General features: G+C 43.8%; 14 protein-coding genes and 1 pseudogene. 4 read left to right on the plus strand and 11 right to left on the minus strand.

Going from position 1 to position 19,955, the window contains the following annotated elements; genetic code table 11:
• Both BACCELL_RS09880 and BACCELL_RS09885 read left to right on the plus strand, forming a co-directional pair.
• Positions 1 to 730 (plus strand): fimbrillin family protein (locus tag BACCELL_RS09880; RefSeq protein ID WP_007211608.1); only part of this gene is annotated, 730 nt, incomplete at its 5' end.
• A gap of 131 nt (positions 731 to 861) precedes the next feature.
• Complete coding sequence (locus BACCELL_RS09885; RefSeq protein ID WP_007211610.1) at positions 862 to 1,746, plus strand: helix-turn-helix domain-containing protein; 885 nt, start codon at positions 862 to 864, stop codon at positions 1,744 to 1,746.
• Here the strand turns inward: BACCELL_RS09885 and BACCELL_RS09890 are convergent.
• Positions 1,724 to 4,490: pseudogene (locus BACCELL_RS09890) on the minus strand (outer membrane beta-barrel protein). The gene BACCELL_RS09885 and the pseudogene BACCELL_RS09890 sit on opposite strands and share 23 nt — an antisense overlap.
• 100 nt (positions 4,491 to 4,590) lie before the next feature.
• On the opposite strand from BACCELL_RS09890, the gene BACCELL_RS09895 reads away from it, so the two are divergent.
• A complete protein-coding gene (locus BACCELL_RS09895) occupies positions 4,591 to 6,942 on the plus strand; it encodes a sensor histidine kinase (protein ID WP_044153567.1) in 2,352 nt (783 codons plus the stop codon).
• Positions 6,943 to 7,052: 110 nt separating this feature from the next.
• Here BACCELL_RS09895 and BACCELL_RS09900 read toward each other — a convergent pair whose 3' ends face one another.
• The 4 genes from BACCELL_RS09900 to BACCELL_RS09915 form a co-directional block, all read right to left on the minus strand.
• Entirely contained in the window at positions 7,053 to 7,808 is a 756-nt protein-coding gene (locus BACCELL_RS09900; RefSeq protein WP_007211613.1) for a succinate dehydrogenase/fumarate reductase iron-sulfur subunit, read from the minus strand.
• 126 nt (positions 7,809 to 7,934) lie between these two features.
• Positions 7,935 to 9,914 (minus strand): fumarate reductase/succinate dehydrogenase flavoprotein subunit, encoded by a 1,980-nt coding sequence (locus tag BACCELL_RS09905; RefSeq protein WP_007211614.1) that lies wholly within the window; start codon positions 9,912 to 9,914, stop codon positions 7,935 to 7,937.
• Positions 9,915 to 9,951: 37 nt separating this feature from the next.
• Complete coding sequence (locus BACCELL_RS09910) at positions 9,952 to 10,650, minus strand: succinate dehydrogenase/fumarate reductase cytochrome b subunit (protein ID WP_007211615.1); 699 nt, start codon at positions 10,648 to 10,650, stop codon at positions 9,952 to 9,954.
• A gap of 189 nt (positions 10,651 to 10,839) precedes the next feature.
• A complete protein-coding gene (locus BACCELL_RS09915; protein ID WP_026367033.1) occupies positions 10,840 to 11,751 on the minus strand; it encodes a helix-turn-helix domain-containing protein in 912 nt (303 codons plus the stop codon).
• Between the two features lie 105 nt (positions 11,752 to 11,856).
• Here BACCELL_RS09915 and BACCELL_RS09920 point away from each other — a divergent pair, with 105 nt between their 5' ends.
• Complete coding sequence (locus BACCELL_RS09920) at positions 11,857 to 12,459, plus strand: phosphatase PAP2 family protein (RefSeq protein WP_026367034.1); 603 nt, start codon at positions 11,857 to 11,859, stop codon at positions 12,457 to 12,459.
• Positions 12,460 to 12,589: 130 nt separating this feature from the next.
• Here the strand turns inward: BACCELL_RS09920 and BACCELL_RS09925 are convergent, their stop codons facing one another.
• The 6 genes from BACCELL_RS09925 to BACCELL_RS09950 form a co-directional block, all read right to left on the minus strand.
• Positions 12,590 to 14,215, minus strand: a complete 1,626-nt coding sequence (locus BACCELL_RS09925; RefSeq protein ID WP_007219148.1) for a S41 family peptidase — start codon at positions 14,213 to 14,215, stop codon at positions 12,590 to 12,592.
• Between the two features lie 41 nt (positions 14,216 to 14,256).
• Positions 14,257 to 14,709, minus strand: coding sequence for a pantetheine-phosphate adenylyltransferase (gene coaD / locus BACCELL_RS09930; protein WP_007211619.1), 453 nt, complete (start codon positions 14,707 to 14,709; stop codon positions 14,257 to 14,259).
• On the minus strand, positions 14,706 to 16,577 hold the full coding sequence (locus tag BACCELL_RS09935) for a DNA topoisomerase IV subunit B (RefSeq protein ID WP_007211620.1): 1,872 nt from the start codon (positions 16,575 to 16,577) through the stop codon (positions 14,706 to 14,708). The genes coaD and BACCELL_RS09935 overlap by 4 nt, the downstream gene beginning before the upstream one ends.
• 124 nt (positions 16,578 to 16,701) lie before the next feature.
• On the minus strand, positions 16,702 to 17,838 hold the full coding sequence (locus tag BACCELL_RS09940) for a hypothetical protein (protein ID WP_007211621.1): 1,137 nt from the start codon (positions 17,836 to 17,838) through the stop codon (positions 16,702 to 16,704).
• 74 nt (positions 17,839 to 17,912) lie between these two features.
• Complete coding sequence (locus BACCELL_RS09945; RefSeq protein ID WP_229104627.1) at positions 17,913 to 18,962, minus strand: helix-turn-helix domain-containing protein; 1,050 nt, start codon at positions 18,960 to 18,962, stop codon at positions 17,913 to 17,915.
• 26 nt (positions 18,963 to 18,988) lie between these two features.
• A complete protein-coding gene (locus BACCELL_RS09950) occupies positions 18,989 to 19,948 on the minus strand; it encodes a calcium/sodium antiporter (RefSeq protein ID WP_026367036.1) in 960 nt (319 codons plus the stop codon).
• Between the last annotated feature and the right edge of the window lie 7 nt (positions 19,949 to 19,955).

A 19,955-nucleotide genomic window follows, 5' to 3' on the forward strand; every position in this document is an offset into this window, starting at 1 on the left:
TGCGATTGCTACATATACTACTAAATGGGACTTAACAGGTGGACCATATTATTGGCCTTTTAATGGTAATGTGCAGTTTTTTGCACATGCAACTGACGCAAGTTCTAAATATGAATTGAAAGATAGTGATATTTACCCAACTATTACCTATACTATAAATGATGATGCTTCAAAACAGAAAGATTTTGTAGTAGCACAATTATATAATCAAAAAAAGACAGAGAATGATGTAAAACTTTCATTTCTCCATGCACTCACTCAAGTGAATTTTTCAGCGAAGGGCTCTAATAATAATTTGAAATATACAATATCTTCAATTTCTATTGAAGGGGTTGCCAATACAGGTACTTATTCATTTGCAGATAGTACATGGAGTGTTACAGGAAAAGCAGGAATATATACCTATCCAATTGCCGACAATGCTCCAGTTTCAGGTACTACTATATCAGATTTAGACCAAGCAAAAGGTGCTTTAATGTTGATGCCGCAAGCTATGACTACTGATTCTAAAATTAAAATTAGTTATAATGTTTATAATGCTACTGATGTTAAAATTGATGCGGTTACTGATGCTGTAATATCTTTGAATAACACTGCAGCTTGGGGCGTAGGTAAGAAAGTACGTTATACCTTAACTTTGTCAAGTGAAGGAGCTACTATTAGCTTTGCTCCTGAGGTTGGTAATTGGAGTACTAGTGATGATACTCCCGTTGCTCCTCCTGCTGAATAATCTTTCATTAATCCCAAAATCTCCCTCCCCGAAGCCTTTCTTCCCACAAAGTCTTCGGGGATTTTTTTGTTTCTTCCCGGAATATTCTTACTTTTGCTGCACAAAACAAACAAAAAAACATTCAATCTGCAATGCAAACTTACTCTGCATGTGGTGCGGCTATATCGTGCCAGCAGTGCCCTAAGGCTGTGGGTAATGCTATCATTTATGCCTCTCATTCAAGAGGCTTCCACCTTCCAGCTCAAAAGTGCGAAGAAAATATAATGATTTTTTTATTGGAAGGAGAAGCACTTGTCAATAGCCAGGAGTATGCCGGAACCATACTGCGTGCGGGGGAATTTATTCTTCAAGCCATTGGATCAAAATATGAGATCCTTGCTCTGACGGATGTGGAATGTGTTTGTTATCGTTTTAATCAGCCGGAGTTTTTCTGTGAGGAACGTTATAAATACATTATGAAAGAAATAACTCCACCGCTGATATTCACCCCATTAAAGATTATTCCAGAATTGCGTTTCTTTCTGGACGCTTCCAAAGCCTATCTGGCGAAAGAGAAGATTTGCCGGGAACTGCTTTCGTTCAAGCGAAAAGAACTTGCCTTTCTTTTAGGAGAATATTACTCCGATTATGATCTCTCGATACTGGTACATACTCTTTCCCGTTATACGTCCAGCTTTGAGTATTTTGTCCTGCAAAATCATCTGAAAGTGAAGACGGTAGAAGAATTAGCCCAATTAGGCGGATACACCGTTGTTACCTTCCGGCGTATCTTCAATTCTGTATTCCATAAACCTGTTTATGAATGGATGATGGAGAAACGTAAAGAGAACATTGTTTACGAACTCCGCTATACGGATGCCACTATTTCTGAGATCTGTTATAAATATGGTTTCGAGTCTTTACCTCACTTCTCTAACTTCTGCAAGAAGAATTTCGGGACTTCACCCCGTGGCCTACGTTCAGTGCAGTCTGTTCCTCCACAAGAAACGCAAACTATTTGTGAAGAGGCTGGTTGAAGCGATACTTCACTGAGACAATGAAGTAGCTGCCTATCTGTTGCGTATGGTTTTCATAAAGTCCGTCGGCCATTGTGCCTCGGAAATAATTCTTTTGTTGGCTGAGTATATCCACCCAGTTGGCTGATATCTCAGCTTGTTTCTTTTTCAGGAATCGCCATGTGATACTTGCGTTCCAGACAATCTGGTCATCTTCTCCCTTTTTTATGTTCGTACCGTTTCGGAAGGAATAATTTGCATCTGTTCTTAGTTGTATACCTCCCGGCAAATCGGCAAAACCGTTCAATCCGAAGGTATAATTGCGTGTGTATGTATCCGTCTCTAAAAGTGAATTGGAAGAATGTTGGAAGTTCCACCTGCCGTTTAAGTCCAGATTACCCCATTTAGGTTGGTAGGATAGGCGCAGGTCACTGTTGAGGCCGGTGTTATGCGTGGCACTGCGTTCAGGTTGCTCGCTCTGGTTTTCGTTGATGAGGTTGATATCCTGTGCAAAGGAGCCTCCGGCATTTGCACTCAGATTAAAGTCCTTGATGCGCTTCTGATACCGGAACACACCGCTTATGTTCCAGTTGCCGTTAATATTTACCGGATAAGTTTCACGTCCACCGGTTTGCTGGTTGTAGATCACTGCACGGGTCTGACTATTGATTCTGTTGTTCCAGTTCAGTGTGGCAAAAAGTCCTTCCTTCGTATTTTGTGCTTCCAATCGTACAGACTGATTGTAAGTAGGCTTCAGATTAGGATTGCTCCGCGTGATGTTGAGCGGATCACTGTTGTTGGTTGGTGAGATCAGATCGTATAATGATGGTTGCCAGGTATTTCCATAATAATTCAGGGTTATCCTATTTTTCTTTTTCTGCCATGAGATGAAGAGCATGGGCTGAAAGCCGACTGAGTGGAGGGTGGTATCAGCTCTATGCAGACCTGTTTTCTGGTTCAGGCTGCGCCGCTCGGGTTGTACGGATACTCCGGCATTGATGTTCCAAATGGTGTCGGAATAATTAAAGTGCAGGTTGATTCCGTGTTGCAGGGTACTGCTATGGCTCCGGTTGCTCAGACTGTCGATGTAGCTCGCCTCATATCCTTCGGGCAGATAGCCGGGTTGTACTGCGGTTTCTTCCATAAAGCCGGACAGGTCGTAGGTATTACGATCATTCTTCTGCTTACTGTAGTTGAGGTTATATGAAATCTGTGCGTGCAGCTTCTTGGAAAAAGGATGGCTGAACATCAGCCCGATGCCCTGTTGACGGTTGGGGGACAGGTTCGACGAGTATTGGTTACGGTAGAGTACGGAGTCGTTTCCTGCACTGTTTTTCAGTTGATAATATGTGGTTGATGAGATAGAGAAGTTATTGTTGTCATTCTTGCTATCATTGTATTGCGCAGTCAGGCCGATAGAACTTCCTTTTTTATTGATCCGGCGCATGATGTTTGCATGGAAGGAATATCGGCGTTGCTCTCCTTGCATTAGTGATCCCATGGCGATGTCATTGATTCTCAGTTCATCGGGTACATCGTTGATATGACTGAAAGGATCGAGGATATCCAGATGAGGATTTTCATTGAACGTGGCTTGGCGGTTATTATTGGCATTATTATTCCGGACAAGGCTGAAATTACCGAAGAAATTGACAAAAGTCAGGGTATCGACCTGCCAGTTTAAGCCCAATGATGAATTCATATTGCGATTGCGGTTCGTATTGTTGCCGGCAGAATACTGGTACTTATTGCCACTTGTCAGATATTGCTCGTTGTAGGATGTCGAAATATTGCCCTGCTCGTTGTGATGATAGGATACATTTCCGTTGAGTGTTAGTTTCTTATTGTACTTTTGGGTGAAATTTACGGCAACGTTCTCCTGTATGTTGTCCTTGTAGCTGGTCCGCATATGGAGGTTACCGGAATTGGCGATGACTGAGAAATTGTTTCCGTTATTTTTGAAGTAGTTGCCTTGCAGGTTGAAATCCTTTTTGTTGTTATTGCCGTATCCGGCTTTTCCCGATGCAAGAAGGGTACCATTGAATTCTTCTTTGGTTTGCAGGTCGAGCACATAGTTCTCTTTCCCCGTGCTGACACCCGTCAGCTTTTCCAGCTTGCTTTTCTTATCGTACACTTTTATTTTGCTGATTAACTCCACAGGAAGATTTTCCAGCGCCATCTTGTTGTCACCTGAGAAGAAAGCTTCACCGTTTACATTGATTTCGTTAATAGGCAGTCCGTTGTATTTCAGTGTTTTGGTTTCGCTGTCGTATTCCATTCCGGGAATACGTTTGACAAGTGTCTCCAGATACGAACCTTCCGGTGTTTTGTAAGCTGCTGCATTGATGACGGTGGTATCTCCCACCTGGTCTACGTCGCGCATCCGGGCGTTTACTGTCACTTCGCCCAATTCGATACCTTCTTCCAGTAAAATGTTGCCCAGGTTGATTGTTGAAGCGTTGCTGTCCAGTTTGCGGAAGACAGACTGCATTCCCGTATAAGAGGCTTTCAGTAAATATTGCGTTCCTTTTTTGAGGAGTGAACTGGAGATTGAAACGACCGTCCGCATCGCTTGCAACTCCTTTTACAAAGGTGGAATCTTTGCCTTCCAGGATAACAAGACTTGCATAGGGCAGAGGTTCTTCTCTTTTTTTTGTCTCTGATGTAGTGCACACCAGTCCTTTGACTGTCCTTGTTTTTTGGGCGAATAGAATAGTCGGAATCAGTAAGAATAGCAATAGTAACCAGATTTTGTGCACGTTCATGTCTGTCTTTTTATGGCAGTCACAAAATTAGAGAGTTTTCGTCATAAAATCTTCTTTTTTTATAGATATTATGCTACTTTTGCTCAATATAAGTGATACAATGAAAACCGACAAACTAAAATATGTTTTAGCCTTTATCTTTTTGCTGTGTGCTTTTTGGTGCGGAGTCAATTTTAAACGGTGGTACACTATTAACCACCGGATAGAAAAAATGATTTCTCTTGTTTATTCTTCCTCTCCCCAGTATGATTGTTACGGAAACTTTGAAGAACTCTTGGTGAAGGAGTTCAGAAAACAAGGCATAGAACCGATATTTGAAAAGTTCTATCTGGATTTCAATACGGTTACGCCGGAAGATGGGATAAAAAATATGGAGGTATATCTTGAGGTAATTAGAGATAAACCGATAGCACTGATGCTCACTGTGGGCGATCAAGCTGCGTCTGCTTTGTTTTCTACCCGCCATCGGCTACTTTCTTCCATTCCTGTAGTAGCTTGCAACGTACATTTTCCCGATGAGAAACTTATAAAAGAATATGAGCGTAGAAAGGTATATGTGCTGCGTGATGCACCGGATTTTAAGCGTAACATTGATTTTATAAGGGCTTTACAACCACATGTAGGGATAGATGTCATTTATAATATTGATCTGACTCCTCTTGGATATAAATCGTTTGATTTGTTAACCCGGTTTGCTGATAGAAAGGAAATCAGGCTTTTAGGCTATGAGTCTGCCTTTTCTGTGGAATCTGAATACAGAAAATTGCAGGAAATGGTTGAGCATTATAATTTGATGCCTGCTAAGGTAAACAATCATATTGAAAAGGATGAGTTAACCATTAGTCTTTGCCCTTTCCGTTATACCAAAGGGACTTCTTTGTTTGTAGACATGGAAAAATCAAAAAGCGGACAGAGGAGAGAGTTTTTTCTGTTGGATAAGTTTGATCAGATGTCGCTTCCGATCACTAAAGCTTTAAATATTCCCTCTTTTAGTTGCATCCGCCAGGGATTTGGGGAGGATGCCAAGATTGTGGGCGGCTACATGGCTACTGATGAGATTTCTGCGCGTACTGCGGCTGATTTTTCTGTTCGTCTGATGAATAAGGAGAAAATTGGTATGCCGAAAATCAGGGATATGGAAAAGGAGTATGTACTGGATTGGACCTATTTTTCATCCTATACGGACTTTGATGTGAAAAATGTACCTGAAGATGTCCGTATTATCAATTACTCCTTCTATGACCGGTATCGGAAGGAGCTTTATTTCCTGACCGGATTGTTTATCCTTACTTTTATTCTGGTATTGATCAGTCTGCTACGTATGCGCCGACGTTCGCGTGTGGAACGTAAGAATATGGAGATGCTTGAGGAAACTCATAGGCGGTTGATGCTTTCTACAGATGGAGGGCGGATTTCACTTTGGGATATACAGGGAGAGAATATCGAGTTTGATGAGAATTATACGCGTTTGGTGGGAATGGAACAGAGAACATTTGTACGAACCGATTTCTTGAAGTATGCATATCCTGATGATGTACCTCTTCTGAATTCATTGTACGAAACGCTGCATCAATCTACGGATATGCAGGTTCGGCGTGTACGTTTCTCTTTCAGTGAAGAAGATTATCGTTGGTATGAACTTCGGTGTCGTAGTCTGAAAGATGCAAAGGGAAGGATAATGCTGGCGGGCATTATGCAGGATATTCAGATACAGGTAGAGCATGAAGAACAGCTTATTCAGGCTAAGCAGATGGCTGAAAATGCTGAGTTGAAACAATCTTTCCTGAATAATATGAGCCATGAAATCCGTACTCCGCTGAATGCCATTGTCGGTTTCACCAATTTGTTGGTTGGCGAGGGTGGCGATGAGATTGAACCGGATGAGAAGAAGGCCATGCTTGAGATCATTAACCGTAACAACGAATTACTCTTGAAATTGGTCAATGATGTGGTGGAAATATCACGTCTGGATTCCGGCAACATGGATCTTGAAATAAAAGAATGGGATATGGCAACGGTTGTGAAAGAGATTTATATGGCTTATCAGGCATTAATCAAGCCCTCGTTGCAGTTTCATCTGGCTTTGGATGAGAATCTCTCTTTGCCTGTCAATATAGATCGTATGCGTTTTATTCAGGTCATTTCCAATTTCCTGGGCAATGCGGATAAGTTTACCCGGAGTGGTTCTATTACATTAGGATGCAAAGTGGATAAAAAAGACCGGAAAGTCAGTGTGTATGTACAGGACACGGGGAAAGGTATTGATGAGAAAGAACTCATGATGATCTTTGACCGTTTTTATAAGACTGACGAGTTTGAACAAGGAAGCGGGCTTGGACTTTCTATCTGTAAAGTCATTATTGAGAAGCTTTGCGGACGTATAGAGGTACGGTCTGAAGTAGGAAAAGGAAGTCGTTTTACGGTTGTTCTATCTTTGGCGGATATTGTTTGAAATTTCTGAAAGATTTAGTTTCTTCTGGTTGTAAGATGATAGAAGAACTCCCCTGCCGGTTTCCCGGTAGAGGAGTTCTTGTGATATTAATCAAATGTAGAAAGGGCTGATTAGTCTTTCAGTTTTGCGATGATGAAATCGCGGTTCAGACGGGCGATGTTGCTGATAGAGATGTTCTTCGGACATTCGGCTTCGCAAGCACGAGTATTGGTACAGTTACCAAATCCGAGTTCATCCATCTTGCTCAACATAGCTTTTGCGCGACGCAATGCTTCCGGTTTACCCTGCGGCAGCAAGTTCAACTGGCTAACTTTTGCGGAAACGAACAACATGGCAGAACCATTCTTACAAGCAGCTACACAAGCACCGCAACCGATACAAGCTGCTGCATCCATAGCTTCGTCAGCGATTTGCTTCGGAATCAGGATAGCATTGGCATCCTGAGGAGAGCCTGTGCGTACACTAACGTAACCACCGGCTTGCATAATCTTGTCGTAAGCCGTACGGTCTACCATCAAGTCTTTGATGACCGGGAAACCGGCAGAACGCCAAGGTTCAACAGTGATAGTGTCACCATCGTTGAAACGACGCATATAGATCTGACAGGTAGTAGCACCTGTTGCAGGACCGTGAGGATGTCCGTTGATGTAGAGCGAACACATACCGCAGATACCTTCGCGGCAGTCATGATCGAATACAACCGGTTCTTTACCTTCAGAAATCAGTTGTTCATTCAAGATATCCAGCATTTCGAGGAATGAAGTGTCACCGGGGATATCTTTCATTTGGTATGTTTCAAAAGCGCCTTTTGCCTTTGGGCCTTTCTGGCGCCATACTTTCAGTGTGAAACTTATATTTTTATCCATTGTCTTTGAAGTTATAAGCTACAAGCTATGAGCTACGAGAACTCTGCCTATAGCAGATTAATTAATAACTTACTGACTTGCCCGTAGCTCTGAACTTATAGCTCGTAGCTCGTAGCTTGTCACTATTTAGCTCTTATAGTTACGAGTCTGTACCTTGATTGCTTCGTAAACCAGCGGTTCTTTCAGCAACTCAGGAGCTTTTTCATCGGAACCTTGATATTCCCAGCAAGCAACGTAGAAGAAGTTTTCATCGTCACGTTTTGCTTCGCCTTCTTCAGTCTGATATTCTTCACGGAAGTGACCACCGCAGCTTTCGTTACGGTTCAGAGCATCGTAAGCAACCAATTCGCCCATGATAATGAAGTCGTACAGACGGATAGCTTTATCCAACTCTACGTTCATGCCTTCCTTATCTCCCGGGATGAACAGATCTTTTTCGAATTCCTTACGGATTTCTTTCAGTTTGGCAATACCGGTCTTCAGACCTTCTGCTGTACGGCCCATACCTACATATTCCCACATTACGTGACCCAGTTCCTTGTGGATAGAATCTACAGACTTCTTACCCTTGATATTCATCATCCAGTCAATCTTGTCCTGGATAGCTTTCTCGGCAGCTGCAAATTCAGGCAGGTCGGTAGAGAAGCGGGGAACTGTAATCTGGTCGGCCAGATAGTTCTGAATAGTGTAAGGTAATACAAAGTAACCGTCAGCCAGACCCTGCATCAATGCGGAAGCACCGAGGCGGTTTGCACCGTGGTCAGAGAAGTTACATTCACCGATAGCGAACAGACCCTTGATAGAAGTCATCAGTTCGTAGTCAACCCAGATACCGCCCATTGTATAGTGGATAGCCGGATAGATCATCATCGGATTATAATATTTCACACCGGCAATTTCTTTTGCCAGTTCACCTGGATTAACGTCAGTGATTTCCTCGTACATATCGAAGAGGTTACCATAGCGTTGAAGAACGATATCGATACCTAAGCGGCTGATAGCCTCAGAGAAGTCGAGGAATACTGCCAGGCCTGTATTGTTCACACCGAAACCTGCATCGCAACGTTCTTTAGCTGCACGGCTGGCAACGTCACGCGGAACCAGGTTACCGAATGCCGGATAGCGGCGTTCCAAGTAGTAGTCGCGGTCTTCTTCAGGAATATCGCTTCCCTTGATTTCACCCTTCTGGAGCTTCACGGCGTCTTCTTTCTTCTTCGGAACCCAGATACGACCGTCATTACGCAGAGACTCTGACATCAAAGTCAACTTAGACTGCTTGTCACCATGAACGGGAATACAAGTGGGGTGAATCTGTACCATAGCCGGATTGGCCATCCAGGCACCCTTGCGATAGCAAGAAACGGCGGCTGTACAGTTACAAGTCATTGCATTGGTAGACAGGAAGTATGCGTTTCCGTAGCCACCGGTAGCGATTACTACTGCGTGTGCAGCAAAACGTTCCAGTTTACCGGTTACGAGGTTTTTAGCGATGATACCGCGGGCACGTCCGTCAACGAGGACAACGTCCTGCATTTCGTAACGAGTGTATAATTTTACGGTACCTACGTTTACCTGGCGGCTCAGTGCAGAGTAAGCACCCAGCAACAACTGCTGTCCGGTTTGGCCGCGGGCATAGAACGTACGTGATACCTGAGCACCACCGAAAGAACGGTTATCCAGCAAACCGCCGTATTCGCGGGCGAAGGGAACACCTTGTGCCACACATTGGTCGATAATGCTGTTGGAAACCTCAGCCAAACGGTAAACGTTAGCTTCGCGGGCACGGTAGTCACCGCCCTTTACTGTATCGTAGAACAAACGGTAAACAGAGTCACCGTCGTTTTGGTAATTCTTTGCAGCGTTGATACCGCCCTGTGCTGCGATGGAGTGTGCACGGCGCGGAGAGTCTTGAATACAGAAGTTGAATACTCTGAAACCCATTTCACCGAGTGAAGCGGCAGCAGAAGCACCTGCCAAGCCCGTACCTACTACGATGATATCCAAGCGACGCTTGTTAGCAGGGTTAACTAATTTCTGGTGAGCTTTATAGTTGGTCCATTTCTCAGCCACCGGTCCTTCCGGAATTTTTGAATCTATCTTAGTCATAATGTAATTTACAATTTAGTTATTTACAATTTACAATTTAGCAAGCGCCGCACAATGATTTTGCGAAGAATACGACAACTACCAAGGCGAAACATACAACGACGATAGTAGAGTAAATGTTGGAGATGCATTTCCAACGGTTAATCCATACCTTGTTGTTCCAACCCAGGGATTGCATAGAACTCCAGAAACCGTGAGTCAGGTGGAACCACAGTGCGCCGAGCCAAATGAGATAAAGCACTACGTATACCGGATTGCTGAATGTGTTCTGAATGTGATAAACACCGTTAGCGGCATAAGCCAGTGTAAGCGTGTCAGCATGCATACCCATGTTGTGCATCAACTCAGGAAGCTGCATTTTTGCCCAGAAGTTTACCAGGTGCAGACCCAGACCTACGATTACGATAAGACCCAATACGAGCATGTTCTGAGAAGCCCATTCTACAGTTTTGGGTTTATCAACTACGGCATAACGTTCAGTACCGCGTGCTTTGCGGTTCTGCATTGTCAGCCAGAAAGCGTAGATGATGTGAATAATGAAAAGGGCGGCCAAACCTACCGTAGCCACCAAGGCATACCAGTTTGCCCCCAGGAACTCACAAACCATGTTGTATCCCTCTGCCGAGATTAATGCAACCAGGTTCATCGCCATGTGAAACGTCAGAAACAGGACAAGGGCGATACCGGTAATGCTCATCACCACTTTCCTTCCTACAGATGAATTACTTAACCACATAAATGATTGAATTTAAATTATTTAATAGTTAGAAAATTTGCTTTTACTTAGGGTCTTACACTAATTTCCCGCAAAAATAGAAGAAATACATTGATTAAACAAGGAATTAAAGAAATAATTCCGTAATTCAGGGAATAGATAGAAGTTGACAAGTGAGTCAGGGAACAGGGTGACAAGGGAAGATTACTCTTACTCGTCACCCTGTTCCCTGGCTGGGTCGTCATTTTTTTCTTTTATAATGGTGATTTTCTCTCCGCTGGCAGCACGTTTTCGCAAGGAGCGAGGGGTGTCTCCAAAGGAGTCCTTGCAGAAATGAGCGAAGTGCGACAGGGAGTCGAAACCATAACGTGAACTGATCACGGAGATACGTTGCTTGGTGAATTGCAGATCGTTCAGAATACCTTCACGCTTCTTGTCCAGTATCCATTCGTACACCGGAACATTATACATATTTTTAAACAAACGGCGGAATGTAGTGGTTGTATATCCACCTAAATGGGCGAATTCTTCCACATTCTTCACCTTGTCGTAGTTCTGCATAATGAAATAATGGAAACTTTCCGTATAAGTACTGATAGGATAGAAGAACGTACTTATCTGGCGCAGGGGATAATAGCAGGTTAGTATGTAAACCAGTTCCTGACGCTTGATGTCGAGATATTTCCCGCATGCGGAAGGCTGTTCTTTAAAATAGTCGGCGATATCATGCAGCAACCGCTCTAGTTTGGTATTGGCTATCAGCGGCGTGTAGGTCAGCGGAGCCTCAGAACGTTCGAGGATTTCCTTGTAACGGTCTTCACATATAAGTGGAAGTTCCGTAAACCAATAGGCGATATATTCCACCTCGGTCAGTGCTAACAACTCCATTTTTGAACCGATGGCTTGCAGTACACATTGTCTGCTCTGGAGCGTAGTGCCCGGGTATTCGTTACTATTTATCAACAATTCTCCCTTTAACATAAAGATCATGCAGTTCTGGGTACACTTCTCCGCTGAGAAATGCTGCCCCTGGGGATATTGGCGGTATACCAATGTCCCGTCTGAGATTTTTGGGCATAGAGTACAATCTACTTGCCGTGTGCAAAGAGTGTCTTTTGTCATGAAATATAAGACGAATTACTAAAATTATGGCAACAAAGATAGAATTTTTTTGTGAATACTCTAACAAAATCGCCTATCTTTGCAGCAAACTATAAGAAAGACTACATGAAACGGACTATTTTTTTTGTATTTTTTGCATCATTACTTGTATTCAATATTTCTGCCCAGAACTGGGACATTAATACTTTGCATAAAATAAATAGTTGGGATGGTAAGTTCATTCGTAATTATAATAAAATAATTTCTCGTACTGAACCTTATATTGCCGTGGGGGTTCCCGTGGCGATGGCGTTGGCTGCCTGGGTGAAAAAAGACCGCGAATTATTGAAGGATGCTGTGTATGTAGGTACCAGTGTTGCCGGTGCTTTTGTTGTGACTTATGGCATGAAGTATCTTATAGATCGTGAACGCCCGTTCGACCGCTATCCCGACCGGGTTCATGCTTATAGTCATGAAACCAGTCCTTCTTTTCCTTCCGGACATACGGCAACTGCTTTTGCATTGGCAACTTCACTTTGTGTGAAGTATCCGAAATGGTATGTAATCGCTCCATCTGCCTTATGGGCATGTTCTGTCGGGGTATCCCGTATGAATGAGGGCGTGCACTATCCATCCGATGTGCTGGCGGGCGCAGCTATCGGAGCCGGATGTGCTGTAGTAAATATCTATGTGAACCGTTGGCTGAATAAGTGGTTGTTCGGCAATTAAGAATTGCACTGTATCGGATCTATATATTCTGCGTATTGCATCTATATATCGGACGTGTTGCATCTATATATCCAATGCGTTGCATCTATATATCCAAGATGTTGGACATATAGACGCTGCAAATGGTTTATTAAAGTGGTAGTTTCTTCTCGTAAATCTTTTCGTTCAATAACTCAAGGGCTTGTTGCACGCTGTTGTTCGTGGTGTTTATCACCTGAAAGTATTCGTTCATATCCCACAGGTCACGGGCTATCAAGGCTTTCAACTGCGTCTTTATCAGAGGCAATGATTTGTTGTACTGCTCCTCGTTGAACTCAATCTTTTCTTTATCGGCGGCAGCGCGTATGTCTGCAAGCATCTGTTCGTCTATCTCAAATTTATTGTTGAAGGTATCGAACTTCTTATATTTCTCTTGGAGTTCTTTCCGATTTTTCTCGATATACTTGGTTGTTGCTTTGATGACAACGCCTTTGGCAACCAGATTACGATGATAATCGGTATATTGGGTTGTATCAATAGGCACGAAATAGTCGGGCATGATGCCACCGCCACCATATACGGTACGTTTCAACTTCTTAGTGGAGTTCTTCAATGAATCAGGAAAATGGATACTGTCGGCATGCATCATTTCTCCACGGTTGAAGCGATCTACCAGTTCCATATTGTATTTCTCCTGGCCGTCATCTTTACTAAGGCCTCTGCCGTCCAGATTGGCTGTATGGTCGTACGGTTTCTGGATGCAACGTCCGGATGGGGTGTAATAACGGGCGATAGTCAAGCGGATCATAGAGCCATCGGGCAATTCGATGGGACGTTGTACCAGGCCTTTACCAAAAGTACGGCGACCTACAACTACGCCTCTGTCCCAGTCCTGTATGGCACCGGTTACGATTTCACTTGCTGAAGCGGAGTATTCGTCTACCAACACAATGAGGCGTCCGTTTTTGAAGTTGCCTGTGCCTTTGGCATAGAAATTACTACGCTGAGAGGTTCTTCCTTCGGTATATACAATCAGCTCTTTTTGTTGCAGGAACTCGTTGGCAAGATCAATTGCTGCATTCAAATAGCCGCCACCGTTGCCTTGCAGGTCAAGTATCAGGTCTTTCATTCCTTGCTTCTGTAGTTCTTTGAGGGCGGCGGTAAATTCTTCGGCGGTAGTGGCACCAAAGCGGTTGATACGAATATAACCGGTCTTGGGCTGTATCATATACGAAGCGTCCAAACTTAGAATGGGTATTTTATCCCGTTTTACAGTGAAGTATAAGGGATCGTTCACTCCGCGACGGACAATGGTTAGTTTTACTTCTGAGTCTTTCGGGCCGCGCAGGCGTGTCATTATATCTTCTGTGGACATTTTTACGCCGGCAATAGCGCTGTCGTTCACTGCCACGATACGGTCACCTGCCAGAATACCAACCTTTTCAGATGGTCCGTTGCTGACGGGCTGTATAATAAGTAATGTATCTTCTATCATCTGGAACTGCACACCGATACCTTCGAAGTTACCTTGCAACGGCTCGTTCATTTTCTTCACTTCCTCAGCATCATTGTACGTGGAGTGCGGATCGAGCTGGGCGAGCATACGGATAATAGCTTCTTCCACCAGTTTATTTTCGTCTACCGAGTCTACATACAGATTGGCGATGGCAAATTCTGCCATTTGTAACTTGCGGGCAGCCAAGTTGCCCATATTCTGCGCCTGCATGGAAGCCATGGCACCGCATATACATATTATAAAGATAAGAAGTTTCTTCATCATTCTTTTTTGCTTATCACTTTTCACTAATTCACTAATCATTAAATATCCATCCCTTCGGGGATAAACTGGCTGATATCTTTGCCGAACTGTAGAAGTTCGCGGACAGTAGTCGAACTGATACATGTCAGTTCGGGTTCGGTAAAGAGCAAGATGGTTTCAATACCTGCCAGTTTGCGGTTGATATCGGCAATGGTCTCTTCATACTCGAAATCTTTCACGGTACGGATACCGCGAACAATAAACTGCGCGTCTACCTGCCGGGCAAAATCAATCGTCAGGCAATCATAGGAGTAGACCTTGATTCGTGGCTCGTTCCGGTAGAATTTCTGTATTATCTCCACGCGCTTCTCAATAGGGAAGTAGGTGTTTTTATTCTCGTTGATACCAATTCCAATAATGACTTCATCCATAAAAGTCAGTGCGCGGGTCACTACCGATGAATGTCCGATAGTGAAAGGATCGAATGTTCCCGGAAAGATTGCTCTTCTCATGATGCCAGATCTTCTTCTATAACCAGATTGTTAATAATAAAGTTTTGCCGTTCCATGGTATTTTTACCCATGTAGAATTCCAATAATTCTTTTACGAGGTCCGTTTTGCGTAAAGTAACTTGTTCCAGACGCATATCTTTGCCGATGAAATGCCGGAATTCATCAGGGGAGATCTCTCCCAGACCTTTAAAACGCGTAATCTCAGGATTGGGACTCAGTTCGGCAATGGCTTTTTGCCGTTCCTCTTCCGTGTAGCAGTAAATTGTCTTTTTCTTGTTGCGCACGCGGAACAACGGAGTTTGCAGGATATAGACGTGCCCTTTCTTTATCAGATCGGGGAAGAATTGCAGGAAGAATGTGATGAGCAACAACCGGATGTGCATACCGTCCACATCAGCATCGGTAGCGGCAATCACCTTGTTGTAACGCAATCCTTCAATGCCGTCTTCTATATTCAGGGCAGCTTGTAGCAGATTGAATTCTTCGTTTTCGTATACCACTTTCTTTGTCAGCCCGAATGAGTTCAACGGTTTACCACGAAGACTGAATACAGCCTGCGTATTTACGTCACGGCTCTTTGTGATGGAGCCGCTGGCAGAATCACCCTCAGTGATAAAGATGCAAGACTCGGATTCTTGTTCCTTTCCTTTGCCGTCATTGAGGTGGTAACGGCAATCGCGCAACTTGCGGTTGTGCAGGTTGGCTTTCTTTGCGCGCTCACGTGCCAGTTTGGTAACACCGGCAATGGCTTTACGTTCCTTTTCGGAGTCTTGTATCTTTTGCAGCATGACTTCCGCAACCAACGGATTCTTGTGGAGATAGTTATCCACCTCTGTTTTGATGAAGTCGCCTACATACTTATTCACGCTTACACCGCCGGGAGACATGGAGGGGGAACCGAGTTTGGTCTTGGTCTGTCCTTCAAACTGGGGTTCTTCCACATTGATGGCAATGGCGGCAACAATACCGTTGCGGATGTCGGCATATTCCTGGTTTTTGTTGTAGAACTCCTTGATGGTGCGGGCAATATGTTCTTTAAGCGCACTTTGGTGTGTTCCACCCTGTGTGGTATGCTGGCCGTTGACAAAGGAATAGTATTCCTCGCCGTATTGATTCGTATGCGTAAAGGCTATTTCAATATCTTCTCCTTTCAGATGGATAATATTGTAAAGGCCCTGTGCGGTCATATTGTCGTTCAGCAAATCTTCCAGTCCATGGCGTGAAATAATGCGCTGGCCGTTGTATATAATGGAAAGTCCTGTATTTAGGTACGTGTAGTTACGCAACAGCGTTTCCACGAAATTAGCCTGGAAGGAATAGTTCAGGAATAACGTGCTGTCCGGTTCAAAGAAGATATAAGTTCCGCTTTCCTCGTTACAGCTTTCCGTTACATCACTCTGGAGATTACCCTTTTCAAAGATGGCGATACGGACTTTACCTTCGCGATAGCTGCGTACTTCAAAGCGGCTGCTAAGTGCATTCACAGCTTTGATACCTACGCCGTTCAGTCCGACACTTTTCTTGAAAGCTTTACTGTCGTACTTACCGCCGGTATTGAGTTTACTCACCGCTTCAATCAGCTTTCCTTGCGGAATACCACGACCATAGTCGCGCACACTGACACGGAGATTATCCTCAATGTTAATCTCGATCCGTCTACCAGCACCCATTTTGAACTCATCGATGCTGTTGTCCATTACCTCTTTTAGCAATACATAGATACCGTCGTCGTTCTGCGTACCGTCGCCCAAACGACCGATATACATACCCGAACGGACACGAATGTGCTCCATGTCGTCCAAATGACGAATGTTGTCTTCCGTATATTCTACATTGCCTTCGGGCATCAGTCCGTTGATTTCTTCCATAAACTCTTATTTAGTTGACGAGGTCTGCAGTTGACAAGTTGACGAGGGAAAGAGTCTGCTTTATAATGGTGCAAATATAGTGCAACCCCTTGTTTCCTTGTTAACTTGTCTCCTTGTCCCCTTTTTATTTAATTTCTTTAATAAACGCCCTGCGCCGTTTATGTTGTTTGGTTTCAAAGTATTCCCATTGGGCTTGTACTTTGCCATTCATTTCAAGTTCAGGGTTGCTTTCTGCAAATATAAAACCTAATTTCTGATAAACCGGAATTAAATCGGAAAATAACAATGCGTTAACACCTTTGTTCTGGTACTCCGGCTTCACGGCAACAAGCAATAAATCCAACATTTTGGCACGCCGTTTCATGAACAGTGCTTTCAGCAGATAGTACCATCCGAAGGGTAATAACCGTCCATGAGCTTTCTGTAGAGCTTCGGACAGGGATGGCATGGATATGCCTACGCAAATAAGCTGGTCGTCGGCATCTGTGATAAGCGTCACCATGCGGAGGTCTACGATGGGGAGATACATTTTCACGTACTGGTCAATCTGCCGTTGGGACAGAGCGGAATAACCGAACAGGGGCTTATAAGCTTCGTTCATCAACTCAAAGATGGCCTGTCCATAGTCGCGGGCAATCTTCTTTGCAGATGTATATTTTTTAATCTTGAGATTATATTTACGCTGGATAAGATCGGAGATGCGTTTGTGCTTGTCCGGTATGGCATCCGGAATGTAGATCTGATATTCCACCCAGTCAGCTTCCTTCTCAAATCCCATACGCTCCATGTGTTGCGGATAGTAAGGATAGTTGTAAATGGTTGCCATGGTGCTGAGTTGATCGAAGCCTTCGATCAGCATGCCTTCCGCATCGAAGTCTGTGAAGCCCAACGGGCCTTGTATGTGAGTCATTCCACGTTCTTTTCCCCATTCTTCTACCGTGTGGATCAAGGCATCGGATACTTCCGGGTTATCAATGAAATCAATCCAGCCGAAACGGACATTCTTTTTATCCCAGGTTTTATTAGCCTTGTGGTTGATTATGGCAGCTACGCGGCCCACTATTTTATTGTCTTGGTAAGCCAGGAAATACTCTGCTTCACAGAATTCAAACGCCGCATTCTTCTTTTTATTGAAAGTGTTGAGCATGTCGTCGTAGAGATCGGGAACGGAGTAGGGGTTGCCTTTGTATAGCCGGTAATTGAAGCGGATGAACCGTTTCAATTCTTTCATTGTGGAAACTTTTTTGATTGTTATTGCCATAATTTTATGTCTAATGAAGTGGCAAAGATACATGATAATCTTTAAAATACCACGTGGCAGAGATAAAAACTAATCTATTTCTGTATGCTTTTCCGATACTGTAAAGGTGTCATACCCGTATTTTTGAAGAAAGCACGTCGGAACGTGGAAGTGGAGTTAAATCCGGAACGTTCGGCTATTTCGTCTATATTCATGGTGTAAGGATAGGTAGCCAGTAATTGCTTGCCGGTTTTCTCAATACGGAGATTGTTTATATAGTCGTAGAAAGTGATATTCAGCTTATTGTTGAAATAGGAGGATAAGTAGGTGCGGTTTGTTCCGATGGCATTGGCTACGTCACTGATAGTAAGCTTGGGGTTAAGGTAGAGTTGTTGCTCTTCCATTACTTTGTGCAGTATTTCCTGAAAGGCGTAATAAGAACCGTTTTCTTGTTCTTCTTCAACCTCTTCTTTCTCTTCTATGTTTTTTTTAGACAGCAGGTTGCCTTTCAGGTTGTTTGGCATGGAGATGCTGATCTGATAAGCTGAATAGTGGACAATGACAGACCATAAGAGAACTGAGGATATGTAATAAATAGTATCTCCCCAACCTGTAATATTTATGCTGGTATATACCCATGTCACCAAGCAGATGGCGAGAATAAATGTGGCTTTCTTCAACCATGCCACATCGATATGTTCCGAATAAGAGTAATTATTGCGTATATAGCGTTGATATCGGCGAGCGGCAAAAGTTACTATAAGTACAATAATTGCACTATAGATCAGTATAAATCCGAAATAAAAAGGAAATATAGGGGCATAAAAGGTGCACAAATAGGCAATTGTAAATGCAAGATAGGGACTGAGAAGTGAAAATACTTTCTTCCAGTTGAGCCATCCGGGCGCTGTTAATTCCAGAAGATAGAAGGAGCAGGCGGCAACTGCCCATCCGTCAATGAATAGCAGGGAGTTGACCAATCGCTCGGTTTTCAGTGAAGGGAAATAGAGTAATATATCTTTGAACTCCAGTAATGCCCAGAAAGCAAGGGTCAGCCCCAGTATTCTCTGAATGCGTGAGCGTGGCCTATGTGTGAGCAAACGGAAACTGACATATCCGAAAAACATGAATGCAGCTCCGTTCATGAAGTATGATATATTGATGCCTTCCATTAAACGTTGTAAATGAGTACGGTGGTGTATGCTATATAACAAAGTATCAGTATGCTGCCCTCTATGCGGGTAATGGTGCGTTTGGCGAAGAACAATCCGAATATCCATAGCAGTATGCTGGAGCCTACAAGTACCAATAGATCCATATTCGTGATACCCGTCAGGTGCAACGGTGTGATGGAAGCGCTGCATCCCAGTACGAAGAAGATGTTGAACAGGTTACTGCCAATCACGTTTCCGATAGCAATTTCCGGATTCTTCTTTAAGGCGGCGACAATGGAGGTTGCAAGTTCGGGCAGAGATGTGCCGCCTGCTACCAGAGTCAGTCCGATGACGGATTCACTTACTCCCAGATTGCGTGCAATGCCGCTGGCGCCATCTACGAAGAAATTACCGCCGGCAATCAGTGCCACCAGCCCACCTATTATATATAGTATGGATCGCCACATGGGAAGTTGTTTGATTTCCTCTTCTGTCTCTCCCTCTTTCTTCCCTTGAAAAGCGATGGCAAAGGTATATCCGAGGAAAATGATGAAAAAACAGAGCAGCAACAGTCCGTCTGTAGTGCTGATTATATTTTCAGAACTATGATCCAGAAAGACATCATTCGCGCAAATCAGCAATACTATGGAGGATAGGATACAGAGCGGGATTTCCTTGCGCAGTGTATTTCTGGAAATAACAATTGGAGCGAAGAGTGCCGTACAGCCTACAATCATCAGTGTATTGAAGATATTGCTGCCTACAACGTTTCCGATGGCGATGTCCGCACTGCCTTTCAGAGCCGAAGAGACGCTGACCGTCAGTTCGGGAGCGGAAGTTCCGAAAGCTACGATGGTGAGGCCGATAACAATGGAAGGGATGCGGAAGCGCTTGGCGATGGATGCGGCTCCGTCTGTGAGTCCGTTGGCACCTAAAAGGATGAGGAGAAGACCTCCGAGAAGAGAAAGAATATCCATGAGAATT

The sequence above is a fragment of the Bacteroides cellulosilyticus DSM 14838 genome (genome assembly GCF_000158035.1).
GTDB classification, from domain to species: domain Bacteria; phylum Bacteroidota; class Bacteroidia; order Bacteroidales; family Bacteroidaceae; genus Bacteroides; species Bacteroides cellulosilyticus.